21 protein-coding genes are annotated in these 24,344 nt (G+C 59.7%); 13 read left to right on the top strand and 8 right to left on the bottom strand.

Translation table 11 applies throughout. The features are described 5' to 3' along the window. Nucleotides 1–2 precede the first annotated feature (2 nt). From RDK48_RS07965 to RDK48_RS07955, 3 genes are all read right to left on the bottom strand, one after another. On the bottom strand, nucleotides 3–437 hold the full coding sequence (locus tag RDK48_RS07965) for a DVU0524 family FlgM-associated protein (RefSeq protein WP_298994974.1): 435 nt from the start codon (nucleotides 435–437) through the stop codon (nucleotides 3–5). Between the two features lie 164 nt (nucleotides 438–601). Then, nucleotides 602–1,981 (bottom strand): MFS transporter, encoded by a 1,380-nt coding sequence (locus tag RDK48_RS07960; protein WP_308587879.1) that lies wholly within the window; start codon nucleotides 1,979–1,981, stop codon nucleotides 602–604. Nucleotides 1,982–2,108: 127 nt separating this feature from the next. After that, nucleotides 2,109–2,981 carry a methylenetetrahydrofolate reductase gene (locus RDK48_RS07955; RefSeq protein WP_298994980.1) on the bottom strand — a complete coding sequence of 291 codons (873 nt, stop codon included), beginning with the start codon at nucleotides 2,979–2,981 and terminating at the stop codon, nucleotides 2,109–2,111. Between the two features lie 172 nt (nucleotides 2,982–3,153). On the opposite strand from RDK48_RS07955, the gene RDK48_RS07950 reads away from it, so the two are divergent. The 4 genes from RDK48_RS07950 to RDK48_RS07935 all read left to right on the top strand — a co-directional run bounded on the left by RDK48_RS07950 (nucleotide 3,154) and on the right by RDK48_RS07935 (nucleotide 6,733). Further along, nucleotides 3,154–4,608: a phosphodiester glycosidase family protein gene (locus tag RDK48_RS07950; RefSeq protein ID WP_298994983.1), complete on the top strand. Its 1,455-nt coding sequence runs from the start codon at nucleotides 3,154–3,156 to the stop codon at nucleotides 4,606–4,608. 222 nt (nucleotides 4,609–4,830) lie between these two features. Continuing rightward, on the top strand, nucleotides 4,831–5,211 hold the full coding sequence (locus RDK48_RS07945; RefSeq protein ID WP_192112255.1) for a desulfoferrodoxin: 381 nt from the start codon (nucleotides 4,831–4,833) through the stop codon (nucleotides 5,209–5,211). Nucleotides 5,212–5,291: 80 nt separating this feature from the next. Then, nucleotides 5,292–5,429, top strand: coding sequence for a rubredoxin (locus tag RDK48_RS07940; RefSeq protein ID WP_022657703.1), 138 nt, complete (start codon nucleotides 5,292–5,294; stop codon nucleotides 5,427–5,429). 98 nt (nucleotides 5,430–5,527) lie between these two features. Beyond that, the gene (locus RDK48_RS07935) at nucleotides 5,528–6,733 is read left to right on the top strand and encodes an FprA family A-type flavoprotein (protein ID WP_298994988.1); all 1,206 of its coding nucleotides are present in this window, start codon (nucleotides 5,528–5,530) and stop codon (nucleotides 6,731–6,733) included. A gap of 137 nt (nucleotides 6,734–6,870) precedes the next feature. Here the strand turns inward: RDK48_RS07935 and RDK48_RS07930 are convergent, their stop codons facing one another. The 3 genes from RDK48_RS07930 to RDK48_RS07920 all read right to left on the bottom strand — a co-directional run bounded on the left by RDK48_RS07930 (nucleotide 6,871) and on the right by RDK48_RS07920 (nucleotide 9,705). Next, a complete protein-coding gene (locus RDK48_RS07930) occupies nucleotides 6,871–7,680 on the bottom strand; it encodes a DJ-1/PfpI family protein (protein ID WP_298994991.1) in 810 nt (269 codons plus the stop codon). Between the two features lie 275 nt (nucleotides 7,681–7,955). After that, nucleotides 7,956–8,384: a hypothetical protein gene (locus RDK48_RS07925; RefSeq protein WP_298994994.1), complete on the bottom strand. Its 429-nt coding sequence runs from the start codon at nucleotides 8,382–8,384 to the stop codon at nucleotides 7,956–7,958. 160 nt (nucleotides 8,385–8,544) lie between these two features. Beyond that, entirely contained in the window at nucleotides 8,545–9,705 is a 1,161-nt protein-coding gene (locus RDK48_RS07920) for a LarC family nickel insertion protein (protein ID WP_298994996.1), read from the bottom strand. 142 nt (nucleotides 9,706–9,847) lie between these two features. Here RDK48_RS07920 and RDK48_RS07915 point away from each other — a divergent pair, with 142 nt between their 5' ends. From RDK48_RS07915 to RDK48_RS07890, 6 genes are all read left to right on the top strand, one after another. After that, complete coding sequence (locus RDK48_RS07915) at nucleotides 9,848–10,498, top strand: CBS and ACT domain-containing protein (protein WP_298994998.1); 651 nt, start codon at nucleotides 9,848–9,850, stop codon at nucleotides 10,496–10,498. Between the two features lie 257 nt (nucleotides 10,499–10,755). Then, entirely contained in the window at nucleotides 10,756–11,073 is a 318-nt protein-coding gene (locus RDK48_RS07910) for a TusE/DsrC/DsvC family sulfur relay protein (RefSeq protein ID WP_022657697.1), read from the top strand. Between the two features lie 204 nt (nucleotides 11,074–11,277). After that, a complete protein-coding gene (locus RDK48_RS07905) occupies nucleotides 11,278–13,716 on the top strand; it encodes a penicillin-binding protein 1A (RefSeq protein WP_298995001.1) in 2,439 nt (812 codons plus the stop codon). Between the two features lie 182 nt (nucleotides 13,717–13,898). Further along, entirely contained in the window at nucleotides 13,899–15,620 is a 1,722-nt protein-coding gene (gene ade, locus RDK48_RS07900; RefSeq protein WP_298995003.1) for an adenine deaminase, read from the top strand. Nucleotides 15,621–15,688: 68 nt separating this feature from the next. Then, nucleotides 15,689–16,573, top strand: coding sequence for a tRNA (adenine-N1)-methyltransferase (locus tag RDK48_RS07895; protein ID WP_298995005.1), 885 nt, complete (start codon nucleotides 15,689–15,691; stop codon nucleotides 16,571–16,573). After that, entirely contained in the window at nucleotides 16,570–16,896 is a 327-nt protein-coding gene (locus RDK48_RS07890) for a multidrug efflux SMR transporter (RefSeq protein WP_192112247.1), read from the top strand. The genes RDK48_RS07895 and RDK48_RS07890 overlap by 4 nt, the downstream gene beginning before the upstream one ends. Before the next feature lie 52 nt (nucleotides 16,897–16,948). Here the strand turns inward: RDK48_RS07890 and RDK48_RS07885 are convergent, their stop codons facing one another. Both RDK48_RS07885 and RDK48_RS07880 read right to left on the bottom strand, forming a co-directional pair. Next, nucleotides 16,949–18,145, bottom strand: coding sequence for a nitrate/nitrite transporter (locus tag RDK48_RS07885; protein WP_298995009.1), 1,197 nt, complete (start codon nucleotides 18,143–18,145; stop codon nucleotides 16,949–16,951). 166 nt (nucleotides 18,146–18,311) lie between these two features. After that, nucleotides 18,312–20,645: a cation-translocating P-type ATPase gene (locus tag RDK48_RS07880; RefSeq protein WP_298995014.1), complete on the bottom strand. Its 2,334-nt coding sequence runs from the start codon at nucleotides 20,643–20,645 to the stop codon at nucleotides 18,312–18,314. 80 nt (nucleotides 20,646–20,725) lie between these two features. On the opposite strand from RDK48_RS07880, the gene RDK48_RS07875 reads away from it, so the two are divergent. The 3 genes from RDK48_RS07875 to RDK48_RS07865 all read left to right on the top strand — a co-directional run bounded on the left by RDK48_RS07875 (nucleotide 20,726) and on the right by RDK48_RS07865 (nucleotide 23,791). Beyond that, a complete protein-coding gene (locus RDK48_RS07875; RefSeq protein WP_298995017.1) occupies nucleotides 20,726–20,923 on the top strand; it encodes a heavy-metal-associated domain-containing protein in 198 nt (65 codons plus the stop codon). Nucleotides 20,924–21,222: 299 nt separating this feature from the next. Next, on the top strand, nucleotides 21,223–22,788 hold the full coding sequence (locus RDK48_RS07870) for a M99 family carboxypeptidase catalytic domain-containing protein (RefSeq protein WP_298995020.1): 1,566 nt from the start codon (nucleotides 21,223–21,225) through the stop codon (nucleotides 22,786–22,788). Between the two features lie 7 nt (nucleotides 22,789–22,795). After that, nucleotides 22,796–23,791, top strand: coding sequence for an NAD(P)H-dependent glycerol-3-phosphate dehydrogenase (locus RDK48_RS07865; RefSeq protein WP_298995023.1), 996 nt, complete (start codon nucleotides 22,796–22,798; stop codon nucleotides 23,789–23,791). The last annotated feature ends 553 nt before the right edge of the window (nucleotides 23,792–24,344 follow it).

Genomic DNA, 24,344 nt, shown 5'->3' with positions numbered 1-24,344 from the left:
ACCTAAATGGCAGGCGGTTCGTCAAGCATGCTTTCGTCAACTTTTTTTCGTGTGACGCGCCACAGGGCGTTACGGGTCGCACGCAGTTTTTCATCCGATAAAGGTTCCAGGCCTTCCGGCCCCTGCCCCACTATACGCAGTCTGCCGCCAGGCGGATAGGTAAACTGCACTTCCTGCCCCACTTCACGGCCAAGTTCCTGGCGGATTTCCTCCACCACAGGATTGTCGCTTCCAGTATAGAGCAGGGTTTCGTAGAGCTCGCGGGCGACCTTCTCAACCATCATGTGACGGCTGGCAGAAGGATCAGGGTCGCTGGGGTCATCGCCTTCGGCAACTCTGCGCCGCATTCTGAGCCTTGCAAGACGCCGGGCTGCCAGCAGCTGCTGTTCATACCCCTGTAGCATCATGCGCAGTTGCGCGGAGGTTGCGTCGGCCATTGCGTTATCCGTCCTTCAACCTTTTTCGGCGGAACAGATAAAAACTTTAGATTTACCCCGAGGCATTTTTCTCTGCGGACCTGCCTCATTTTGCAAAAGGTGCGGCATGACTGTCCGCGAGGGGGCAGGTGATCAGCGATATCAACGGGCGATAAAAATGGCGATCAACGGCGGTTGCGGGCCAATGCGCAGCCCACAGCCAGGAGGTTGAGCACGCCAAAGATTATCAGGTCAACGCGCATGGCCCCCATAAAGGCATCAATATTATGCGTTCCAGCTGGTTCGCTGCCAAGAAAAAGCCCGAGGGTCAAGGTTATGAGCGCCATATTGAATAACTGGCCGCCCGTACGCACAGCGCCCGTGAGCCCTGCGGCCTGCCCCACCCGATCGCGCCCCGCGCTCTCAAGAATAATGGTGGTATTGGGCAGCGCAAACAGGCTGATACCAACGCCGAGCAGACATTGGGCCAGAACAAGCACGTACATGGGCGAATCCACCCGCAAAAGCCCGCACACAACAAGGCCCAGCCCGCACAGGGCAATGCCCGCCGCACTGACCTTGCCCGGCTCAAACCTGCCGCACAACCGCGCGGCAACAGGGGTGGTCATGACCTGCATTACAGACTGGAGCGCAAGAAAAAGCCCGGCCTGCTGCACGGTCATACCGCGCCCGAACTGAAGATACAGGCTGAAAAAAAACACGATGCCGAAAAAAGAACTATAGTTGATGAACGCAGCCAATGAAGACAGGGCAAAGACCCTGTTGCGGGCAAGCAGCCGCAGATCAAGCAGGGGATAGTCGCTCTTGAGTTCCTTGACGCAGAAAGCAGCCATCAGCCCCACAAAGGCCACCAGCAGGCCGCCAGCCAGGGCCGGAGCATCGGCCAGCTCGGACGAGCCAAAAGTCAGGGCCGTCATTGCTCCCGCATAGATGCAGCAGCCCTTCCAGTCAAAAGGCTTGCCCTTGGCCATGCGCCATTCAAGCTTGACGCGGTATTTCATCAGCAGCAGCACACCCACGGACGCCAGGGCGCTACCCCAGAACAGCCATTGCCAGCCAAGCCACCCGGCCACAAAGCCCGCAACAGGCGGCCCGCAGGCAATACCTGCGTAAACTGACGATCCGCTGTAGCCAAGATAGGAAGCGCGCCGCCCCTCAGGAGCCGCCGAGGCCAGCAGGGCCAGACCGCAGGCGTTGAACATGGCCCCGCCCATCCCCTGCACAAAACGCAGCAGCAGAAACAGCGGCACGGAATTGACAAAACCCAGCAAGGCTCCGGCCAGCGCAAACAGGGCGATGCCCCACAAGAATATGCGCCGATACCCCCAGATGTCGCCCATGCTGCCGCTGGCCAGCTGAAACACAGCCAGCCCCATGGAATAAAAGGCCCCCATGAGACCCAGTTCGCGCGCGCTGGCATGGAGGCTTTGCCCCAACGGCGGCAGCACGGCGTTCACTCCGGCCATCATGAACGGCATAAAAAACAGGGAGGTACACACGGCCACAAGCAGCCAGCCGTGTCCTTTTTCGATGGATGAACTCATGGCGGCAGAGTAGCCTTGAGCACGCGGGGTGGTCAATACGCCCCGCATGCCCGGTCAATTTGAACTTTTCAAAACCAGAGCGAACACCCTGAATCTTTGAAAACGCATATTCTCAAAGGCAACAGGTCTAAAGCGTACCGACGGCTTCGGCCAGCCGCAGGCACATATCTGCCTTGTTCAATGTATACAGGTGGATGCCCGGTGCGCCAGCATCAAGCAGGCTGCGTATCTGCCGCACCGCGTAATCAAGGCCCACCTGCCGCACGGCTTCCGCCCCGCCATCGTTATTGGCCTTCTCAAGGGCAAGGTAGAGCTTGCCCGGAATATTGGCCCCGCACAGCGAGAGCACCCGCCGCAGCGAGTCAAAACTCTGAATGGGCAGAATACCGGGGATGATCGGCGTGGTAATGCCCTTCCCGCGCAAATGACTCACCAGGTCTTCATATTCGCGGGCGTCAAAAAACAACTGGGTCAGGGCAAAGTCCGCCCCGGCGCGCATTTTTTCGGCCGTGCAGCGCCTGTCTTCCGCAAAGGTGGGCGATTCGGGATGCGGGGCGGGATAGGCAGCTACGCCTATGCCCAGGCCGGGCTGCTGCTCGCGGGCAAAGGCCACCAGGTCAGAGGCATTGTGAAAGTGGGCTTTGTTCCAGTCCCACGGTTTGTCGGCGGGCGGATCGCCGCGCAGGGCCAGCACATTGTTGACGCCAGAAGCCTGCAAATCGTGCAAAAATGTGGCGATGGACTGGGGATCCGCGCCCACGCATGTGAGATGCGCCATGGCAGTAATGCCCCGCCGCGCCAGCTCTGCCGTGACGGCAAGGGTATTCTGCTGCCGCGCGCCGCCCGCACCGTAGGTTACTGACGCAAACAGGGGGTTGAGTGCGCGCAGGCGGTCCACCGTGGCATAAAAATCAGGCAACTGGGCCGTGTCAGAAGGAGGAAAAAACTCCAAAGAGTAAAAAGGGACCGAAAGTTCCCTGATCATTTTGCCGATATGCATGGAAAGACTCCTTGGCGCGATATGCCCGCAGCCCGATAAATTACTGCGGCGTGACTGTTTATGTTTATATCAAGATAAGTTGATATGTCAATAAAAATGTGCCATCGCACCTTGCCAAATGGCAAAAGCGGTCGTAATGCAGGTTACGGACAATAAAAATAGACGGCAAGACATGAATACCCGGCAGTTTTTCTTTATAGCAACGGACGCAATCCGGCCCGCATGGCGGGTAATCCGCAGTCTGCCGACCACATGGCTGGCGGCCCTGATTGTCTGTTGCACCGTAGCCATGCCCCGGCCCGGCCTTGCCGCGCCAGACCAGCAGGGCAATCAGTCCCCCGGCGCGGTATTGCCCGCCGAGGGGCACGCGTCTGTGCTGCCTGCCGCCCCGGCATTGCTTGCCGCTGACTCCCACGCCATGCAGCCCGCTGACGCCGCAGCCGCCAAAGGCGGCGTGGACGCTCAGGGCCGTGCCGACTGGCGGGAGCTTGAACCGGGTCTTCTGTTTGGCGAATTTCAGCTCGACGAAGGCGATGCCCGCCTCACCGTCCTGCGTATTGACCCTGCCGCATTTGACTTTACCCTCTGCTCCCGCTCGCAAGATGGCGGCCCCTCCCGCCAGCTGAACCAGTGGGGAGAACAGTACAACCTTGTTGCGGCCATCAATGCCAGCATGTACCTGCCTGACGCTGCCACCAGCACAGGCTACATGCGTCAGGGTTCGCATGTGAACAACGGGCGCGTGGTGCAGCGTTTCGGCGCCTTTTTTGTGGCCGGGCCGGACGAACCTACGCTGCCCAAGGCAGCCATTCTTGACCGCGATAGCCCCCTGTGGCGGCAGCAGATGGATCATTATGATCTTGTGATTCAAAACTACCGCATGATCAATGCCGACAGGCGCATCCTCTGGTCGCCCGGCGGCCCGCACTACTCCATTTCCGCAGTGGCGCAGGACGGTGATGGGCAGATTCTCTTTATGCACTGCCGCCAGCCCGTGGAGGCCTATTCCTTTGCGCAGCAGGTCTTGCACCTGCCCCTCAACGTGCGCACCGTCATGTATGTGGAAGGCGGGGGTCAGGCTGGCCTGCTGGTCCGTTCCGCAGCGCTGACCCGCGAGCTTGTGGGCCTGAGCCCCAGCGGCCTGCTGGTGACTGGCGATCTGCGGGCGGTGCTGCCCAATGTGCTTGGCGCGCGCCGCAAAAATGCTGAGGGAAACTTCGGCGGCGCGGACACAAAGCCCGCAGCATCTGTGGAAACGCCAGCGCCTCCCGCTTCTGCGCCTGCACCCGCAGCAAATGCGGATCAGGCCCAGCCCGCAACCGACGCGCCTGCGCAACCGTCACAGACCAATCCCTCCGGGCAAGCTCCTTCAGACACAACACCCGACGTGGCTGCACCCACCAAGCCAGCAGCCGCCTCTGATGCGGTGGCGGCTCCGGCAAACGCAACACAGCCTGCGCAAGCCCAGGGCGCAGCAACAAGCGCCCCTGCCGCGCCTGAAGCACCCAAGGTTTCCCCGCTAGAATCGGCTCCCCCTGATGCCCCGCTCACAGTACCGGGAACGTCCCTTGCCCATCCCCCATCTGGCCCTGAAGGCGCAAGCTTGCCGAAGAGGGCGAACAAGTAGTTTTCGGCTAACTTCGGTTCCTGAAAATTGGCTTTTCATGCGCTTCTCGCAGACTCCCCCTGATTGTTCCTTTATTGATAGTGATTATCAATGCTAAAAAAAAGACTTTACATCGGGGGCCACTTCTTTCACAATATTTCTTGGTAAGGGGCTGAACGCGCTGATTGCGGCATGCTCAGCCGCCTCCCCCCAGGCTAACCTGTCAAAACAAGTGAGGGACTCATGCCCACGCAACTCGAAGTGTATAAGTGTACCCACTGCGGCAATATCGTTGAAGTTCTCCACGGCGGCGGCGCAGACATCGTCTGCTGTGGCGACCCCATGAAGCTGATGGTCGAAGGCGCAACTGACGGCGCGCTTGAAAAGCACGTGCCTGTTATTGAAAAGGTTGAAGGCGGCTACATGGTCAAGGTCGGCAGCGTTGCCCACCCCATGGAAGAAAAGCACTACATTGAATGGATCGAGCTGCTGGCCGACGGCAGGAGCTACACCAAGTTCCTGAAGCCCGGCGATGCGCCCGAAGCCTTCTTTGCCATTGACGCTGCCAAGGTTACCGCCCGTGAATACTGCAATCTACACGGTCACTGGAAGGCGGAAAACTAGTTTTTTCTGATGCAGGAACCGAGCGGTTCCCATTTGTTACAACGGCATCAAGCCACAATTATATATTCAGGAGACATGCCATGCAAAAGTATGTTTGCGGCGTTTGCGGCTACGAATACGACCCCGCTGAAAACGACAACGTGCCTTTTGAAGATCTGCCCGATGACTGGACCTGCCCCGTTTGCGGCGTGGGTAAAGACCAGTTCACCCCTGCCTAATTTTTCCCTTTCCCCGTTCTTTCCCCCGCTTTGCCTTGCCCTAAGGCAGGGCGGGGATTTTTATAGAAGGGGATTCCCCAACACTGCGGAGACACACTATGCAGCCAGTAGAAATAAAAAAAGATATTTTCTGGGTCGGCTTTGTCGACTACGATCACAGGGATTTTCACGGTTATTCCCGCTCGCCTGACGGTTCGACCTACAACGCCTACCTGATCAAGGACGAAAAAAACGTCCTGCTTGATACCGTCGCCTCGGGCTGCGAGGGCACCCTGCTGTGCCGCATGGCCCAGGTGCTTGAGCCGGAAAAAATCGACTACATCATCTGCAACCACATGGAACTGGACCACGCAGGCGCGCTGGAAGCCATTATTGAGCGCTGCAAGCCGGAAAAGATTTTTGTGTCGCAGACCGGCCTCAAATCCATGGCTGGCTACTTTGACTGCAAAAACTGGCCCGTGCAGGCCGTGAAAAGCGGCGACAGCATCAACATCGGCAAGCGCACCATCGTATTTCAGGAAACCCGCATGCTGCACTGGCCCGACAGCATGGTTTCTTACATTCCTGAAGACAAGCTGCTGGTCAGCAACGACATTTTTGGCCAGAACATCGCCAGCTCTGCCCGCTTTGTTGATGAATTCGGCGACGACGGCGAGTACACGCGCCGCGTCAAGGAATACTACTTCAACATCGTGCTGCCCTACTCCCCCATGGTTCTCAAGACCCTGCCCGTGGTGGAAAAACTTGATATCGACATGATTGCCCCTGACCACGGCCTCATCCACAGGGGTGAAAAGGCCGTGCGCGGCATCATCGACATGTATCGCGCCATGGCCGAGCAGAAGCCCCAGCAGCGCGCGCTCGTTTTTTACGACACCATGTGGCAGTCCACAGAAACCATGGCCTACGCCATTTGCAGCGGCCTGGAAGAAAACGGCGTTCCCACGCGCATTATGAGCGTGAAGCAGAACCACCACAGCGCCGTCATGACCGAACTGGCCGACTGCGGTGCGGTTATTGCCGGTTCGCCCACCCACAACAACACCGTGCTGCCGCTCGTAGCCGCCCAGCTCACCTATATGAAGGGCCTGCGCCCCCTGAACCGCATTGGCGGCGCGTTCGGCTCCTACGGCTGGTCGGGCGAAGGCCCCAAGTATCTGCACGAACAGCTTGCCTCCATGAACATGGAAATGCCCGCTGAACCCGTGAAGTGCAACTGGCGGCCTGATCACGAGGCCCTCAAGGCCTGCCACCAGATGGGCGTCACCATTGCCGAGGCCCTCAAAAAGAAATGCCAGGGTTAAGCCCAGGCTGCCCTGACTGAAAGCAGCAGCGTCCCCAAAAGGACGCTGCTGCTTTTTTATGGTGCGCCGCCTGAACGGTTTATTGTCAGTCGCACAGGCCCAAGCGCCTGGCTGCGGCACACGTTAATCAGACCATACTATTCCGCCAACCCAGCCTTTGCGGCAAAAGGATCCCAGGAAGGGTCACGGTGGGGCTCGTACTCCGTCACAAGCGCCACCCAGTCGCTCAGCGGCTGACCGAACAGGCGGGCTATGACCGCAATGGTCATGTCCATACCGGCAGAAACTCCCGACGACGTCACTACAGAACCGCCGTCAACCCAACGGGCCTTGGCGACCCATCGCACCTTGGGCCCCGGGGCAATGGAAGCCTTGAACGCCATCTTGTTGGTGGTGGCGAGTCTGCCGTCCAACAGCCCTGCGGCGGCAAGCAGCGAAGCCCCGTTGCACACAGACATGACGAGCTTGGTGTTTTTGGCCTGCGCCCGTACCCAGCTCAGGGTTGCTTTGTCCTGCAACAAGGGGATGACGCCTATGCCGCCAGGGACAAGCAGATAGTCCAGCGCAGGGGCGTCAGCATAGCTGTACTCCGCCAGTGTTTTTGGCCCCTGATTGGAAGCCACCGCCCCCTTCTGCGCTGCCACAGTCACGAGCCTGATGTCCACACGGTCTGATTCTTCTCCCCAAAACCTGGTAGGGGCGTTTTTGAGGCTGCCCCACATTTCCATGGGGCCGTAGGCATCCAGCATTTCAAATCCGGGGAAGAGCAAAACGCCAAGTGTCAGATGTCTTGAGGCAGGCTTGGGAACGGCATCATACATATCGCCATTTTCCACCTGAGCGGATGCTTGCCCGGCTTGCGCCTGCACGCCAATGGGCCAGAACGCTGCAAGCAGCGCCAACAAAAGGGCCAGTGGTTGCAGACGTCGCTGAATATTCTGGTGCATACACATCTCCTTGTTTGCCGGATAATGGAACACCCCGGCGTTGAAGTTATGCACGCATCCTAGGGCATGGCAGCGGCTGGCAACAATGACAATAAACCTGGTCTTTCTGCCAACGCTGACAGCATGCATGTCCATGCGGAAAAGGAGTGTCGGACGCGCACCAGAAGACGGGAGCGCAAACCAAACAAAAAAGCCCTCCGAAGCGGAAGGCTTTTATCATAATCGGGCGGCGTGCAGAGCGCACGGCCCATTATCAGCGGGGGAGCACCCCGGAACTAATTGCGCACGTCGTCGTCATTGTCGGCAGGGCGCGCAGCGGGGCGCTGCCCCTTCTGGGAGTCGCGCTGCTGCATGTCGCGCGGGGGACGGCGGTCATCGCGCGGGCGGCCCATCTCGTCGCCACGGGAGCTGCGGCGGTCGCCCTTGTCGTTGTCGTAGCGGGGCTTGCCCATTTTTTCGCCCTGTGCGCTGCGGTTGTCGTGGCGTCCGTCCATGCGCCCATTGGGGTGGTTCTTGCTGTCCTTGCGGTCATCATGCCGCCCGCCACGATCAGCGTCCTGACGCCCGTCACGGTCGCCCTTCTGTTTGTACCCTTGCGGGGCATCTCCATTCTGGGCCGCCTGCACGGCAGGGGTGCCCACAAAAAGCAGGCCCACGGCAAGGGCGCTCAGCGCCAACGGTTTCAACACATATTTCATACGCATAAAGTTCCTCCTTGGGTGGGCATTTCGCCCATTGCCTCCTTACGCCAGCTCGAGCCTGTGCGCAAGATGGCAGCCATGCTACGGAACTTTATGTTAAAAAGCCGTTAGCGCGCCAACCCGCAGGATACAAGGAGCAGAACTTGCACCGCAAAAAGGCCCATCAGTTTTTGGCGCACGCATTGCGCAGGGCCGGGACGCCCACGCCGCTAAGCCGGGCTGCGGCCTTGAGCGCGTCTGCCTCGGGGCGCACATACGTTTGCCCTTCAATAGAATACTCCTTGGCTGCAAGGCTCTGCCCCGCCATCTCCACTGAAACGGCGCGACGCGGCGCAACCACGCGATCAAGCGTCTGTTCGCGCAGACCCAGCGTATGGGTGTGGCGCAACACGGCATTTTCCACACAATCTCTCTGCCCGGGCAGGCACAGCACTCGCAGCAATCCGGCTGGGCGGTTTTTCTTGCCCACACCCGGCAGCCACAGCACGTCAAGAACCTCCGGCATGGCGGAGAGCGCCTCCAGCGCCATACCCAGGTCTTCGCCGCTGAGGTGATCAATATGGCTCTCGAACTGCATAACCTTCTCGCGCCCGCCAAGCACATGGTCAGCGCCGCCTGCGCCGTCTTCCACAAGCCACGCCCGCAGGCCCGTGGGCGCGGGGCGGGAGCCGTAGCCTGTGCCAAGCGCAACGGCAATGCCATCCGGGCCGGGAACAAACTGGTCTACCAGGGCGTGCACCAGGGCTGCGCCCGTGGGCGTAACAAGCTCCTCGCGCGCATCTGTGGCAAAAACCGGCTTGCCGCGCATAAGGTAGGCCGTTGCGGGCGCTGGCAGCGGGATGCGCCCGTGGGCGCACTCCACACTGCCGGAAAACCAGGGCAGCGGCGAGGCACATATCCGGTTCACGCCCAAGGCCTCCACGGCATATGCCGCACCCAGAATATCCACAAGGGTATCGATGGCCCCCACCTCGTGAAAGTGCACCTCAGCCGGGGCAATCTGGTGCGCGTACGCCTCGGCCTCGGTCAGCGCGTTCAGGGCTGCCAGCGCGCGGCTGCGCACACCGGGCGAAACGTCAACCTTTTCAAATATGGCGGCGATATCCGCCGGATGCCGTAGAGGCTGCCCTCCGGCATTCCAGCTTACGGCAACCATCTGACCCGGCCCGCCGGACCGTGTTTCGCCCCGGGCGTCAATGCGGCAATCCACGCCAGCGCGGGCCAGAACAGCAGCCAGCGGGGCATAATCCACCCCAAGGTGCGCAAGGGCCGCAAGGGTCATATCCCCGCTGATGCCGCCAGAGCAATCAAGATATAAAAGCATATCGGCCCCTTCCAAATGTGTCTGCGCGCGCAAACTGAGCACGCGCACTTGTGCAGCCTCGGCACATTGGTGTATAAAAGGATCGTGCGGGTCGCTGCGACCACGCCGTTATAACCTGAAACATATCCCCCCGGAGGGAAGCATGCCTGTACAGAATTGGATGACCACCGATGTTGTCAGCGTTGGCCCCGATACATCGCTGCTCAAAGTGGGCAAGCTCATGAAGGATCACCACATCCGCCGCATCCCGGTTGTTGATGAAAACGGTCAGGTCGTTGGCATTATTTCTGACCGCGACGTGCGCGACGCCTCCCCCTCCAAGGCCACCACGCTCGACATGTACGAAATGCACTATCTGCTGGCCGAGCTGAAGGCCAAAAACATTATGACGGCCAAGCCCATCACCGTCAAACCGACCGACACTGTCGAGCAGGCAGCCCTGATCATGCTGGACAACAAGGTTGGCGGCTTGCCCGTGGTGGACGACAGCGGCAAGCTTGTGGGCATCATTTCTGACCACGATGTTTTCAAGGCTCTGGTCGACATCACCGGCGCACGCATGGGCGGCTTGCAGTTTGCCATAGAATTGCCCGACCAGCCCGGCACGGCGCGCCCCCTGTTTGACCTGCTGCGCGCGCACAATGCCCGTTTGCTCTCGGTGCTGACCGTCTCCAATGCCGATGGCAACCGCCACCTGTTCATCCGTGTGCGCGACCTTGAAAATTCCAAGGCCGAGCAGGAACTTATGGACGGAGTCGGCAAGCTCGGCAAAGTGCTCTATTGCCAGCACTAAATCCCTACAATTTAATCATATTTATCCTATGACATCTGAATTGCTCAACAAAAGCCGCAACAAAAAAAGTGGGGCAAGAGCAAAAAAGATGCACAGGACTTGCCATCAAAAATTATTTGTGTCATAAGGACTCTCGTTGTGATTGCGGTATGCTTTCGCGCCCAACGGAGGAATTCGGCCGGAAATATCCGGTTGTGAAACGCCTGGGCGTCCGCCCCGGCGAGGTTGAGCAATAGCTGTCCAAGGAGGACACACGCATGGCTGAGATCACCTATAAAGGTAAAAGCTTTGAAGTTGACGAAGACGGTTTCCTTCTGCGTTTTGACGACTGGTGCCCCGAATGGATGGACTATGTGAAGGAATCCGAAGGCATCTCTGAGATCAATGCTGATCACCAGAAGATCCTTGACTTCCTGCAGGACTACTACAAGAAGAACGGCATCGCCCCCATGGTCCGTATTCTTTCCAAGAACACCGGCTACAAGCTGAAGGAAGTGTACGAACTCTTCCCCTCCGGCCCCGGCAAAGGCGCCTGCAAAATGGCCGGCCTGCCCAAGCCCACTGGCTGCGTGTAGTCCAGCCGCAACATTTTGGAAAAAAGCGGAAGGGAAACCTTCCGCTTTTTTTTGCCCACACCGCCCTGCGCGGGCATGCACCGCCCATACCGTGCGGCGCGCCCGCCGGGGCTTGCCTTTCTGGCAACATTTCATATCTTCTCATCAGCCCGCGCTACTCTTCCCTCCCTTTACGCCGGGCCAAAAAAACGGTATCGCCCTGCCATGAAAATTCGTCTGTCCCTGAAAAAATGCGCCCTCTGGTTTATGGGCATCGTTATAGTCTGCGGCCTTCTGGGCGGCGGTGCGGTGACCATGCTTTTTTACTGGGCCTCGCGCGACCTGCCCGACCTGAACCGTATCGCCGAATACAAGCAGCCGCAGGCTACTGTCGTTCTGGCGCGCGACGGTTCAACCCTTGGTACCCTCTATCACGAAAAGCGCTTTGTCATTGGACTCAAGGACATGTCGCGCTATCTGCCCATGTCTTTTCTGGCTGCGGAAGACGACGCGTTCTACAGGCACATGGGTATTGACCCCGTAGCCATCGCGCGCGCCGCCATCAACAACTTCCGCAAGGGGCGTCAGGGTGAGGGCGGCAGCACCATTACACAGCAGCTCATCAAGCAATTGCTGCTCACATCCGAGCGCAGCTATACCCGCAAGATGAAAGAGGCCATTCTGGCCTATCAGCTTGAAAGGAACTTCACCAAGGATCAGATCCTTACCATATATCTGAACCAGATATACCTAGGTGAACACGCCTTTGGCGTGGAGTCGGCTGCCCGTACCTATTTTGGCAAGCACGCCTCTGACATCACCCTGGCCGAAAGCGCCGTCATCGCGGGCCTGCCCAAGGCCCCCAGTTCTTACAATCCCTTCCGCAGGCCGGAAGAAGCCAAGAACCGGCAGATGTACGTGCTTGGCCGTCTGCGCGACCTCAAATGGATCACCCAGGCCGAGTATGATCAGGCCGTGGCCGAGCCGCTGGTCTACTGGAGCATGCCCGAGGGCATGGGCGGTGCGGCGCAGTGGTATCTTGAAGAAGCCCGCCGCCTGCTGGTGGAATTTTTTACGGAATCCAACCTCCGCGCTCTGGGGGTGGAAACCACCAAGTACGGTGCGGATTACGTGTATGAAGCGGGCCTGACCGTGCAAACCGCCATGGATCCTGCACATCAGACCGCGGCTGGCGCGGCCTTGCGCCGTGGGCTGGAAGATCTGGATAAACGCCAGGGCTGGCGCGGCCCTGTGGAGCAGCTTGATTCTGCAAAACAAAAAGAATTTCTGGCGAAGAACCAGTTTTCTCCCCTTGATCTCGCTGGCGGCGACTGGGTGAAAGCCCTCGTGACCGCCGTGGACACCAAGGAAGTCAAAGTGGCTCTGGGCCAGGGCTATACGGGTATTGTGCCGGTTTCGGCCATGTCCTGGGCGCGCAAGCCCAACCCCAAGGTTGCGGCTGCCAACGCGCCAGCCATCAAAGACCCTCGACAGGTGGTGGCGGTTGGCGATGTGATATGGGTTTCCGCCGAAGAAATCACGGTTACGGAAACCAATGCCAAGGGTCGTAAAGAGCAGAAAACCATTCCTTTTGATTCCTCTGCGGTCAAAAAGAATACCCCCATCCATCTGCGCTTGCAGCAAGACCCGCTGGTGCAGGGGGCCATTGCCTCCGTGGAACCGCAGAGCGGCGACGTTGTGGCCCTTATCGGCGGCTACCAGTTTGGCGACAGCCACTTTAACCGCGCAACCCAGGCACGCCGTCAGCCCGGCTCCAGCTTCAAGCCAGTGGTCTATTCCACGGCCATGGACTTTGGCTTTACGCCCGCCTCCACGGTGCTGGACGCCCCCTTTGTGTATGTGAACCCTTACACCAATGAAGTGTGGCGGCCCTCAAACTACGAGCATAACTACAAGGGCGAATTGCCCCTGCACACGGCTCTGGCCCTTTCGCGCAATACCTGCACCGTGCGCGTGGCGCAGCAGGTTGGCATAGCCAATGTCGTGCAGCGCGCCAAGGCTCTGGGGCTTGAACCGCACTTTCCGCAGGAGCTGGCCATCAGCCTCGGCGCTGTGGCCGTGTCGCCGCTTAACCTTACGCAGGCCTACGCAGCCTTTGCCAACCAGGGGTTGGGGGTGCGCCCGCGCATCATCACCTCCATCAGCGACCCGCAGGGCCGGGTGCTCTACAGGCAGGAAGTGGAACACTGGCAGGCCGTCAGCCCACAGAACGCCTATATTATGGACACCCTGCTCAAGGAAGTTGTCAATTCCGGCACAGGCGGACGCGCCAAGATCGAAGGGCGCATCATAGCGGGTAAAACCGGCACCACCAACGATGAACGCGATGCGTGGTTCATGGGTTTTTCGCCCTATCTCGTGACCGGCGTCTACGTGGGCTACGATCAGGTGCAAAGCCTTGGCCGTCTTGAGCAGGGCGGGCGCACTGCCGCCCCCATCTTCCGCTACTACCGCAGTGAGGTGGAAGACCGGTATCCCAAGGACGACTTTGTAATGCCCGAGGGCATTGTGATGGCCGATGGCCTGGCCTTCAAGGCCGACCAGCCCATGCAGGGCGCATCAGCCACCTCCCCCACCACAGCCGATGGGACGGCAGTGGATACCTCGGAAGGCGGCGAAGACCTGATGCGCCAGATGTTCTAAGCGCAGAACTCAGAAGCCAGACATTTAAAGCCACCGTCACGCACGGGAATTGCATCAGCCAGAAAGGCGATGCAATTCCCGTGCGTGACGCGGCGCAGACAAGACCACCCGGCAAAAGCCGAAATTTCCATCCTGCAAACGCCCCGGCGTGGTGCAGCCTGCCCTGCGGGGCGGAGACCGCCATGAAGCACCGCATCTACATGGCCGCCGGAAGCGAACCGGCGGATATACTCATCACAAACGCCAGAGTTGTTGATGTTTTTTCCGGTCTGGTGCGGCAGGATTCCGTAGCCATCGGAGACGGCGTTTTTCTGGGGTTCGGCCAGCGCGAAGCCCGCGAAGTGGTGGATGCCCAGGGGGCCTATCTGCTGCCCGGTTTCATCGATGCCCACATTCATCTGGAATCCAGCATGGTCACTCCGGCGCGCTTTGCCGAAATGGCCCTGCCCCACGGCACCACATCCGTGGTGGCCGACCCGCACGAACTGGCAAACGTATGCGGCACCGCGGCCTTGCGCTTCTTGCTTGCCAGCGCCCAAACCCTGCCCCTGAGCATCTTTCTGGCACTGCCTTCATGCGTTCCGGCCACACCTTTTGAAGACAGCGGCGCTGTGCTGCAAGCCAAAGACCTGGCACCCTTCATGGACGACCCGCACGTTGCCTCGCTGGGCGAGATGATGAACTACCCCGGCGTGCTCAGCGGAGACCCGGAAGTGCTGGAAAAGATTGCCCTGAGCCGTTCACGGCGCAAGCCCGTTGACGGACACGCCCCGGCCCTGCTGGGCAGGGAACTCGACGCCTACCTGTGCACGGGCATTGCCAATACGCACGAATGCACCACGGCTGAAGAATTTCACCAGAACCTCATGCGCGGTTGCCGCATCTTTTTGCGTGACGGCTCCGCAGCGCGCAACCTGCCTGCGCTGGCCCCGCTGGTCACGCCCGGCAACTGCCACCGCTGCGCCTTCTGCTGCGACGACCGCCACGCCTCCGAGCTGCTGACGGCGGGCCATATGGATGAAGTGCTGCGCAAGGCCGTGGCTCTGGGCATGGATCCCGTCACCGCCGTACGCCTGTGCACCCTCAACGCCGCCGAGGCCGAGGGACTGCAAGGCAAGGGCGCCATTGCCCCCGGCTATGACGCCGACTGCGTGCTGGTTGACGATCTGGCGTCCTTCAATGTGCGCATGACCTTTGCGGGCGGGAGGCAGATCGCCGCAGAAGGCCGCATGCTCACCTTGTTGGCAGATCCGCCACTGAACGACCTGACCAATACGGTGCGGCTTGCGCCCCTGCCGGATGAAGTGTTTGCGCTGCCCCTGCCATCGGGCCGTGCGCGGGTTATCCGCCTGCATCCCGGCTCGCTGGTGACGGATGCCGAAGAGCACGATGTCACCTGCACCAATGGACTTTTTGACGCCCGCCAGACCGATGGCCTGTGCAAGCTGGCCGTTGTGGAACGCCACAAGGCCACGGGCAAGGTGGGCGTGGGCATCCTGGCCGGATACGGCCTGCGCAACGCGGCAGTGGCAACCTCTGTAAGCCACGACTCGCACAATATTGTGGTCTGCGGCGATAACGATGCAGACATGCTGGCCGCCGTGCGCCGCGTGGCTGCCATGGGCGGCGGCATCGCCGTTGCAAGCGAGGGCCGTATTCTGGAGGAGCTGCCCCTGCCCGTGGCCGGGCTGATGACCCACGAAGCCCCGGAAACTGTTGTACGCGCGCTGGATGCCATCCACGGTCTGCTGCACGGGCACGGAATTCCGGCCAATGTGGCTCCGCTCATGGCTCTGAGCTTCATGGCCCTGCCCGTGATTCCCTCACTCAAGCTGACCGCGCGCGGTCTTTTTTCCGTTGCCGACTGGCGCTTTGTTTCGGTAGACGCGGCAGCGCGGCACTGAGGCATTTTTTCTGACACCTGAGGGAAGCGCCACTTGCGCGGCCCTGAAGCAGCTAATAAAGGAACCTCATGATTCCCTTCGGTACGCTTGTCGTCTATGTAACCCCCAAGGGCCGCCGCTATGTCAAACGCCTCGTTGAAGGCCAGGACTGGCACAGCAACGATGGCACCCTTGTTTCCGCCGATGTGGCGCAGGCCGATCTTGGCTCTGTGGTCTACACCAACCAGAATGTGCCCATTCAGGTGATGGAAGCCACCCTGTATGACCGCCTCAAGGGCCTCAAGCGTCAGACGCAGATCATCTACCCCAAGGATATCGCCTATATCTGCCTGCGCCTCGGCGCCGGGCCTGGCCGTACCATCATTGAGGCGGGCTGCGGTTCCGGCGGCCTGACCACGGGGCTTTCGTGGTTTTGCGGCCCTACCGGACACGTGGTGAGCCACGAGGCCCGCGAGGAATTCATGAAGCTGGCGCGCCGCAACCTTGAGTGGGCGGGCGTAGGCGAAAATGTGGAGCTGCACAACCGCGATGTGGCCGAAGGATTTGCCGTAACTGGCGCGGACGCGCTGTTCCTTGATGTGCGCACTCCCTGGGAATACCTCGACCACGCCCTGGCCGCTGTGCGCCCCGGTGCAAGCTTCGGCTTTTTGCTGCCCACGGTGGATCAGGTGAGCAAGCTGCTGCTGGGCCTTGAGCGCGGCCCCTTTGCCGATGTGGAAGTGTGCGAGATTCTTATTCGCCGCTGGAAGCCCGTGGCTGACCGCCTGCGCCCCGAAGACCGCATGACAGCCCACACGGGTTTTCTGGTTTTTGCCCGCCAGCAGAATCGCAGCGCGGATTTTGATTCGCGCAAGCCCATGGGCACACGTGAGCGCAAGCAGGAAGCCGCCCGTCAGGCCCGCCTTGGCCTGACTGACGAAGCCCCTGAAGCTCCTGAGGGTGATATGGAATGAATCCCTGGGTAGCGCTCATTGCAGCGGGATTGTGCGAAATAGGCTGGCCCCTCGGATTCAAGGTGGCGCAAACAGCACCCGCATGGCGAATGGCAGCTATCTCGCTTTCCGTTGCCAGCATGGCCCTGAGCGGCTGGCTGCTCTTTCTGGCTCAAAAGCAGATCCCCATGGGCACGGCCTACGCCGTGTGGACGGGGATAGGCGCGGCGGGGACATTCATTCTTGGCGTTGCTGTGTTTGGCGACGCCCTCAACTGGGGCCGAGCGCTGGGCGTTGCCATGATTATCGGCGGCGTTGTTGTGCTGAAAGCAATGACGCCCTGATCCCGCAAGTATTGCATAAAACGAAGGCCCGCCATTTGGCGGGCCTTCGTTTTTACTCTTCCCGGCATTGCCACTTGATGGAGCGACCCCACAAAAGCAGGAGCAGCACGCACACGCTGCAAAGCGCCAGCGCCGGAGCAAAGCCGCCCAAGTATTCGCGCACCACGCCCAGCAGCAGAATCAGGCCCACATTCACGCAGTTGGCAAGCATGGACATGAAGCCAATGCCTGTTGCCGTATGGCTGGCCCCAGCGGCCTCAATGGTCAGGGTAAAAACCGAGGCATAGGTGCCGCCACAGCACACGGCCAGTGCAAAGGCGCAGGCCAGCAGCATCCATGTGCTGCCCGCCAGAGCCAGAAGCAGATAAAAAAGCCCGATGCCGAGCACAAGACCCACAAGCAGTTTCTGCTTGGGCAAGGCGCGGCCAAGTTCGCCGCCAGCAATCCGCGCCATTGTACCCGCCAGCAGCACAAGGCTTGTGGGCAATGCCCAGGCTTCTGCGCCACTGCTGCCTGCAACGGCCCCAGAACTGGCACTGTCTGCCAGCATCATGGAAAGCCAGTTGCCCAGAGCCGTGATGGTGCCGAAAGAAAATCCGTGGCAGCAGCCGATAAACCACAGCCGCCTGTTGCGCGCCACCTGCCCCATCACGCGCAGCACATTGCCCGCAGAGCTTGGTTTTGTTCCGGTTTCGCGGCGCAGCGGCGCAAGGGGCGGGCACAAGAGCGAAGCCAGCAAGGCCACGGACATAAGGCCACCCAGAATATAGGCCGCCGCCCAGCCGTTTTCGCCAAAATATGGCAGCACGATAAAGGGAACCATTGTTCCCAGGCTGAATGCCGCGCCCTGCAAGCCTTGCGCCCGGCTCATGAAGGCCGGAGGGCACAGGGTCTTGACGGCGGAAACCATTGAAAGAAACAGCAAGCCCGTAGCCAGCCCGATGAGCATGCGCATACACACGGCCAGAACCATGCTATGCGGCAGGAGCAATGGCACAAAGCCGCCAGCGGCGCACAAAAGAGCCGAGAGAGCCAGTGTGCGCAGTGTGCCCAGCCTGTCCACCACAAGGCCCGCAGGAACCTGCACCAGCGTGTGCGCCCAAAAGGGCGCGCTGAGAAAAACACCAAGCCCTGCGTAATTGAGGCTGAAAAGACTCCTGAACTGCTCCGCCACGGCAGATACGTTCAGAAACATAAAACCCATGCCCAGACAGCCCAGAGCAGGAAGCCAGTAATAAACGGGAACCATGCAGCGTCCTTGCCGCGAAACAGGAGCAGGCGGGTTTTGCCCGCAGTCAAACAGCTATTTCAGGCGGTAACAGTTCTAAAAAAATAAGGTTGCGCCCCAATGGAACGCAACCGTGTGGATGTATACTTCTGGACGCTGATCCGCAATGTCTGAAACAGGCACCCGGCTAGCGTATGATTTTGAAAAAACGCAGCCTCAGGGCGTTGGTAACAACAGAAACGGAAGACAGCGCCATGGCCGTGCCCGCCAGCATGGGCGAAAGCATGGGGCCGCCAAAAGCATGCAGCAGCCCTGCCGCCACAGGCAGGCCAAGCACGTTGTAGCCGAATGCCCAAAAAAGATTCTGGCGGATGTTGCGCATGGTCGCGCGCGAGAGCGCCAGAGCCGTGAGCACGGCCTCCATACCGTCCCGCATGAGCACGATATCGCCCGCCTCGGCGCTCACGTCCACGCCAGTTCCCACTGCCATGCCCACATTGGCGGCAGCCAGGGCAGGGGCATCATTGATGCCGTCGCCCACCATGCCCACCACGTGGCCTTCATCCTGCATACGCCGCACATAGGCGGCCTTGTCCGCGGGCAACAGCCCAGCGGCAATTTCCTCCACACCAGCCAGCGCCGCCACGGCTTTTGCTGTGCGCTCATTGTCACCCGTCAGCATAACCACGCGCACGCCCATGCCGCGCAGGGCCGCCACCACAGAGGCGGATTCGGGGCGCAAGGCGTCCGCAAGGGCCAGAATACCCGCAAGGCTTGTGCTGCCATTGTTTTCAAGAGCCAGCAGCAAGGGCGTCTGCCCGGCCTCGGCCAACAGAGCCAGCCTTTGCTGCGCTTCTTCCGACACGGAGAGCCCACGCTCAGTCATGAATGTTCTGTTGCCCACGGCAAGGCCATAGTCCACGCCATCCAGCTTCACCCGGCCCGAAATACCCATGCCGGGCGCTACCTGCACATCATCCACCGGGAGGGATGCCAGATTGCGCTCCCTGGCCGCCCCCACAAGGGCCAAAGCCAGAGGATGCTCGGAACGCGCCTCCAGCGAGGCGGCCATGCCCAGCAGCGTATTTTCGTCCATACCCGCAGGAGCACTCAGCAGGGTCACGCCAGTCAGCACGGGTTTGCCCGTGGTGAGGGTGCCTGTCTTGTCCACGGCCAGCACGCTGATGTGCCCGGCCTGCTCCAGAGCAGCGCCGTTCTTGATCAGCACGCCAAGCTGTGCGCCCCGCCCCGTGCCCACCATGATGGACATGGGCGTGGCAAGGCCCATGGCGCATGGGCAGGCCATGACCAGCACAGCCACAAAAATCGTCAGCGGCGTTGTAATGGGTTCAGAGCTGAACACAAGCCATGCAAGGGCCGCCACAAGGGCAATGGCCATGACGGCGGGCACAAAATAAAAGCTTACCCTGTCGGCCAGCCGGGCGATGGGAGCCTTGCTTCCCTGAGCCTCGCGCACCAGTTTTATGATGCGGGCAAGACGGGTGTTGCCGCCCACAGCGTCAGCCACAAAAGTCAGTGAGCCTTCGCCGTTTACACTGCCCGCCGCCAGCTTGTCCCCCGGCCCGATGGGCACAGGGATGGATTCGCCCGTGAGCAGTGACAGGTCAACAGCGCTTTTGCCGGTCAGCACGGTGCCGTCAACGGGCACACGCCCGCCGGGGCGCAGCAGCAGATGATCTCCCACGCGCACCTGAGCCAAAGGCGTTTCTTCCGGCGCAGCGGCGGCATCGGCAGGGTTGAGCCGCAAAGCGGTTTCCGGCGTCAGGCTCATAAGCGCGCCCATGGCGTCACCGGCGCGACGCTTGGCAACGGCCTCCAGATACTGCCCGAATTCAATCATGGTCAGCAGTACGGCGCAGGATTCATAATACAGGTTCATGGCGCGTGTCATAGGTTCACTGCCGGCAAGCCCCAGCAGGGTGTTGCCAAGGCTGAACAAAAAGGCCGCGCCCGTGCCAACGGCCACAAGGCTATCCATGGCCGGGGCCTTGCGCAGGAGGGCCTTGATGCCGTCCACATAGAAATGGCGGCCCAGCCACACTACGGGCAAAGTGAGTACAAGCTGCGCCAGCATGAAGGCGCGTGGCGAAAGGTGCGGATCAAGCGCCTGCGGCAATGGCAGGCCGAGCATGTGGCCCATGGAGATAACCAGCAGAGGTGCGGCAAAGGCAACCATGGGCAGCAGACGGTGCAAACGGGCCTGAATGTCTGCCGCAGCTCTGGCTTTGCCTTCTTCAAATTGGCGGGGGACGTCATCATCCGCAGCGGGAGCCGCACTGAACCCAAGGGTGGCCACGCGCTCCATTATCCTTTGCTGCAAGTCGCTGTCCTGCCCATCGCCGGGCCACACTTCAGCACTGGCCGCAGCTAGGTTCACGCTGATTTTTTCCACCCCTTCCATGCGTCCCACTACCCGCTCAATGCGCGAGGAGCAGGCAGCGCAGTGCATGCCGCTGATGTCAAAACGCAAAGGGCAGGCTTTATCCGTAGTTGTGCTCATGGGTTCTCCACTTGTCATTCCGAATGGCGGCGAGTAAGCTGTAGATGAAAATGAAAACTCTTTCCTGCATGGAGGATATGATGAAAACCCTGAAAGTCAATGGCATGCGTTGCGGCCACTGCAAGGCCGCTGTAGAAAAAGCTGCGGCAAAAATATCTGGCGTTGCCAATCCCCAGGTCAACCTTGAGGATAAAGAGCTGCGCTTTGAAGAAACAGGGCCCGTAGATATGCAGGCCCTGAAAACCGCCATCAGCAACATTGGTTTTGACCCGGAATAAGCGTATGAATCTGTGATAGCCATCACAGGGCTGCACCATTCACGGCGCGCTGCCCGATTGCTGGTTTTCAGACCAGGCACGGCAGCGCGCCTTTGTTTCATGCTGCCACCTATGACATTTTGTGCAGACGCCGCGCAGGCATGGCCGCACAAAATTCCTTATGACATCACGTTGCCAGTTGCCCCAGCCTTGCCCGTTCAGACCCCGTTCATCTTGCCGTTTTCTGCCGAATAGCGTAGTTCTTGGCAGGCAAATACGGTCACTGATCCTCTGCACCTTCAGCGCGAAACACCACAGGCATGCAAACACAAACCACACGCATCATCAGCATATTTTGCGGCGGCAAGAGCCGTTTTCAAACCCTTCTGTTCTTTTTCCTGTGCTGTTTTTTTGTGGCTGCTCCGTCAGTGGCGGCACCCGGCAACTTTACGCTGGACTTTACAACCGTCCGGTTGGGCGACGAAGCGCCGGAACTGGCGCAGGCCATCCCCGCAATTGTGCGCACTGACGACAGTGTTGCTGCAAACGCCGATACTAATGCCGCCGCGCAAATGGCGGCTCCGGCTTCGGCAGTGGTGCTGGTGGTTGGCGGCATTCAGGGTGACGAACCGGGCGGATTTTCTGCCGCGACCCTGCTGACCACGCACTACACCATCCGCAAGGGCGTGTTGTGGGTGGTGCCGAATCTCAATTTTCCCAGCATTATCAAAAGGTCGCGCGGGCTGCACGGCGACATGAACCGCAAGTTTGCCAAACTTGACGACCGCGACCCCGAATTTGGCACTGTGCGCCGCATTCAGGAGCTCATAAGCCACCCCCGCGTGGCGCTGGTGCTCAACCTGCATGATGGCAGCGGGTATTACCGCCCCTCCTTTGAGGACAAGCTGCGCAACCCCAACCGCTGGGGGCAGTCTGTGATCATTGACCAGGAAGCGCTTGACGGCGTGTTCATGGGGGATTTGGGCGCCGAGGCCCGGCAGGCCGCAGAATCAGCCAACAGCAAGCTGCTCTCCCCGCAACACGCCCTGCATGTTCACAATACCAGGACTGCCGAGGGCGATCACGAGATGGACAGAAGCCTTTCCTATTACGCCGTGCGGCAGGGAAAGGCAGCCTTTGGGCTGGAAGCCAGCAAGGAATTTTCTGTTGAAGTAAGGGCATATTACCATCTGCTGATGGTGGAATCGTTTCTTGCGCAGGCTGGAGTGGAATTTACGCGCGGCTTTGCGCTTACGCCCGAGGGAGTGCGCGACGCCCTGCTGGACAAGCTGGACGTTACTTTTGCAGAAAACAAAGTTTTTTTGCCGCTGGAAGACGTGCGCCCGGCCATCAATCTGCTGCCGCTTTCCAAGGATGCTCCCGCGCAGGCCGTCACATCCAAGCCCATCATGGCAGTGCTGCCCTGCGCCAAGGGCGAGGAAGGCCAGTACTGCGTGCACTATGGCAACCGCATGATCACGCTTATCCGACCCGACTGGCGCGAAATGGATCACAGCATAACGGGCATGCGGGTGCTGGTGGACGGGCGGGAGACCGAGGCCCCCTTCGGGCAGGTGCTGGAAGTGACCAAAAGCCTGCTCGTGCAGCCAGCGGAAGGCTACCGCGTCAACGCCATTGGTTATGACAGCGGCCGCAAGGACGAAAGCGGCGAGGTCATGACCCTCAAGGATTTTCAGTCCCGCTTTTCTGTTGACCGCCAGGGCAGGCTGTATCGCGTTGAAGTGTACAAAGACCAGCGCTTCAGCGGCATGTTTCTGGTGCGCTTTGGTTCAGGCAGCAACCGCCTGACAAGCAAGGAAACTCCGTCCATTCCCACGGACAGACTGCCCGACAAACCGGGGCAGGAATCAAATCTGGGGTTCTGAGCCGACCATGTCCAATCCTGAAATCTGCGTTGCGGGCGGCGGAAGCTGGGGCACGGCCCTGGCCCACCTGCTGGCAACAAACGGCTACAAGACCAGCCTCTGGCTGCGCGATGCCGCAGTGGCCGAGGCTGTGTGCAAGCGCCACGAAAACCCGCGCTATCTGCCGGGCTTTGCCCTGCATCCCAACCTTGCCGCAACCACTGACCCTGCTGTCATGGGCCGGGAAATCGTTGTGCTGGCAGTTCCCTGCCAGCAGTTGCGGGGCTGGCTTGCCGCCAACGCCTCCTTTTTTCGCAAAAACGTGGTGCTGGTAAACGCCGCCAAGGGCATTGAAACCGCAAACCTCGCCACGTGCGCGGAGGTGACGGAGCAGAGCCTTGGGCATCTTGCACCCCGCTACGCGGCGCTTTCCGGGCCGTCATTTGCGGCGGACGTTCTGCGCGGTCTGCCCACGGCTGTGGTTCTGGCTACGGCGGACGAAGCCCTGGGGCACCTGCTGCGACAGATATTTTCCGGCAACTCCTTTCGCTGCTACTCCAGCACCGATGTGATGGGCGTTGAAATGGGCGGCGCGGTCAAAAATGTCATGGCCATAGCTGCTGGCGTTTGCGACGGCCTCGGCCTTGGGCACAACAGCCGCGCGGCGCTCATTACCCGTGGGCTTGCAGAAATGAGCCGGCTGGGTGTTGCCCGCGGGGCGCAGCCGCATACCTTCATGGGGCTTTCCGGCCTTGGCGACCTCACCCTCACCTGCACTGGCGACCTTTCGCGTAATCGTCAGGTAGGCCTGCGGCTGGGTCGCGGTGAAAAGCTTGAACATATCACGACCAGCCTTGGCATGGTGGCCGAAGGTGTTAAAACCACAGCCGCCATTCACGCGCTTGCCCGCAGGCTTGAAGTTGACGCGCCGCTTACAGACGCGGTGTACAGCATCCTGTATGAAGACAGCGATCCTCAAGAGGTGCTGCACAATCTTATGTCCCGCCGCCTGCGTGACGAATAGCGCAGTACATTCCACATCAGCTTTGCACCATTCCATATAACATGCATTTTGCAGTGCAAAATGCTGTTTTCCTTTTCTCTGATGCAGCAAGTTCTTGAGTTTTTCGGCAGTCGCAAATTCGACCCAAAGAACACTGCTTTTGCCCGCTCTACCCTCTCTTTTTTCCTCTTCAAAAAATTTTTTCTTTTTTTTCACGGCTTCAAAATTTTATTTCACATTTCTTGTGCCGCCCACACACTGGTAAAATAAATCACAAAAAAGGTGACTGCGCGCAATGGAATTGTTATCAATTCCAGCGCAATTTTAACACGTTTTTTAAATTTGTATTACTTCCTTTTTTGCGCGATCATCCCATTTTAGCGGTAGTTCAAAAAATCACATTTTAACGTGTCGTTGTCATTGAATTTCACAACGTTGCACAATGCATTAGCGCTTTTTTGCACAATTTGTTTGTGCAACCAGTTAAATCAAGACTAACATACCGATTTCACAGCCTCCCAAAATCGCGCAAATAGCAAACCGTTTATTGCTCCCACCCTCACATTACCCATTT

This window comes from uncultured Desulfovibrio sp., from assembly GCF_902477725.1.
Lineage (GTDB): Bacteria > Desulfobacterota > Desulfovibrionia > Desulfovibrionales > Desulfovibrionaceae > Desulfovibrio.
Note: the sequence above shows the minus strand (reverse complement) of the source record. Positions and strands in the feature narration are given on the sequence as shown.

Excerpts from the sequence above, each read along its gene's own strand:
- RDK48_RS07935 (WP_298994988.1), top strand. The coding sequence starts at position 5,528 with ATGCAGCCAGTAGAAATAAAAAAAGATATTTTCTGGGTCGGCTTTGTC.
- RDK48_RS07920 (WP_298994996.1), bottom strand. The coding sequence starts at position 9,705 with ATGCTTTTATATCTTGATTGCTCTGGCGGCATCAGCGGGGATATGACC.
- RDK48_RS07870 (WP_298995020.1), top strand. The coding sequence starts at position 21,223 with ATGCAAACACAAACCACACGCATCATCAGCATATTTTGCGGCGGCAAG.
- RDK48_RS07865 (WP_298995023.1), top strand. The coding sequence starts at position 22,796 with ATGTCCAATCCTGAAATCTGCGTTGCGGGCGGCGGAAGCTGGGGCACG.
- RDK48_RS07945 (WP_192112255.1), top strand. The coding sequence starts at position 4,831 with ATGCCCACGCAACTCGAAGTGTATAAGTGTACCCACTGCGGCAATATC.
- RDK48_RS07955 (WP_298994980.1), bottom strand. The coding sequence starts at position 2,981 with ATGCATATCGGCAAAATGATCAGGGAACTTTCGGTCCCTTTTTACTCT.
- RDK48_RS07885 (WP_298995009.1), bottom strand. The coding sequence starts at position 18,145 with ATGGTTCCCGTTTATTACTGGCTTCCTGCTCTGGGCTGTCTGGGCATG.
- RDK48_RS07915 (WP_298994998.1), top strand. The coding sequence starts at position 9,848 with ATGCCTGTACAGAATTGGATGACCACCGATGTTGTCAGCGTTGGCCCC.
- RDK48_RS07930 (WP_298994991.1), bottom strand. The coding sequence starts at position 7,680 with ATGCACCAGAATATTCAGCGACGTCTGCAACCACTGGCCCTTTTGTTG.
- RDK48_RS07875 (WP_298995017.1), top strand. The coding sequence starts at position 20,726 with ATGAAAACCCTGAAAGTCAATGGCATGCGTTGCGGCCACTGCAAGGCC.
- RDK48_RS07940 (WP_022657703.1), top strand. The coding sequence starts at position 5,292 with ATGCAAAAGTATGTTTGCGGCGTTTGCGGCTACGAATACGACCCCGCT.
- ade (WP_298995003.1), top strand. The coding sequence starts at position 13,899 with ATGAAGCACCGCATCTACATGGCCGCCGGAAGCGAACCGGCGGATATA.
- RDK48_RS07895 (WP_298995005.1), top strand. The coding sequence starts at position 15,689 with ATGATTCCCTTCGGTACGCTTGTCGTCTATGTAACCCCCAAGGGCCGC.
- RDK48_RS07950 (WP_298994983.1), top strand. The coding sequence starts at position 3,154 with ATGAATACCCGGCAGTTTTTCTTTATAGCAACGGACGCAATCCGGCCC.
- RDK48_RS07925 (WP_298994994.1), bottom strand. The coding sequence starts at position 8,384 with ATGCGTATGAAATATGTGTTGAAACCGTTGGCGCTGAGCGCCCTTGCC.
- RDK48_RS07910 (WP_022657697.1), top strand. The coding sequence starts at position 10,756 with ATGGCTGAGATCACCTATAAAGGTAAAAGCTTTGAAGTTGACGAAGAC.
- RDK48_RS07890 (WP_192112247.1), top strand. The coding sequence starts at position 16,570 with ATGAATCCCTGGGTAGCGCTCATTGCAGCGGGATTGTGCGAAATAGGC.
- RDK48_RS07965 (WP_298994974.1), bottom strand. The coding sequence starts at position 437 with ATGGCCGACGCAACCTCCGCGCAACTGCGCATGATGCTACAGGGGTAT.
- RDK48_RS07905 (WP_298995001.1), top strand. The coding sequence starts at position 11,278 with ATGAAAATTCGTCTGTCCCTGAAAAAATGCGCCCTCTGGTTTATGGGC.
- RDK48_RS07960 (WP_308587879.1), bottom strand. The coding sequence starts at position 1,981 with ATGAGTTCATCCATCGAAAAAGGACACGGCTGGCTGCTTGTGGCCGTG.
- RDK48_RS07880 (WP_298995014.1), bottom strand. The coding sequence starts at position 20,645 with ATGAGCACAACTACGGATAAAGCCTGCCCTTTGCGTTTTGACATCAGC.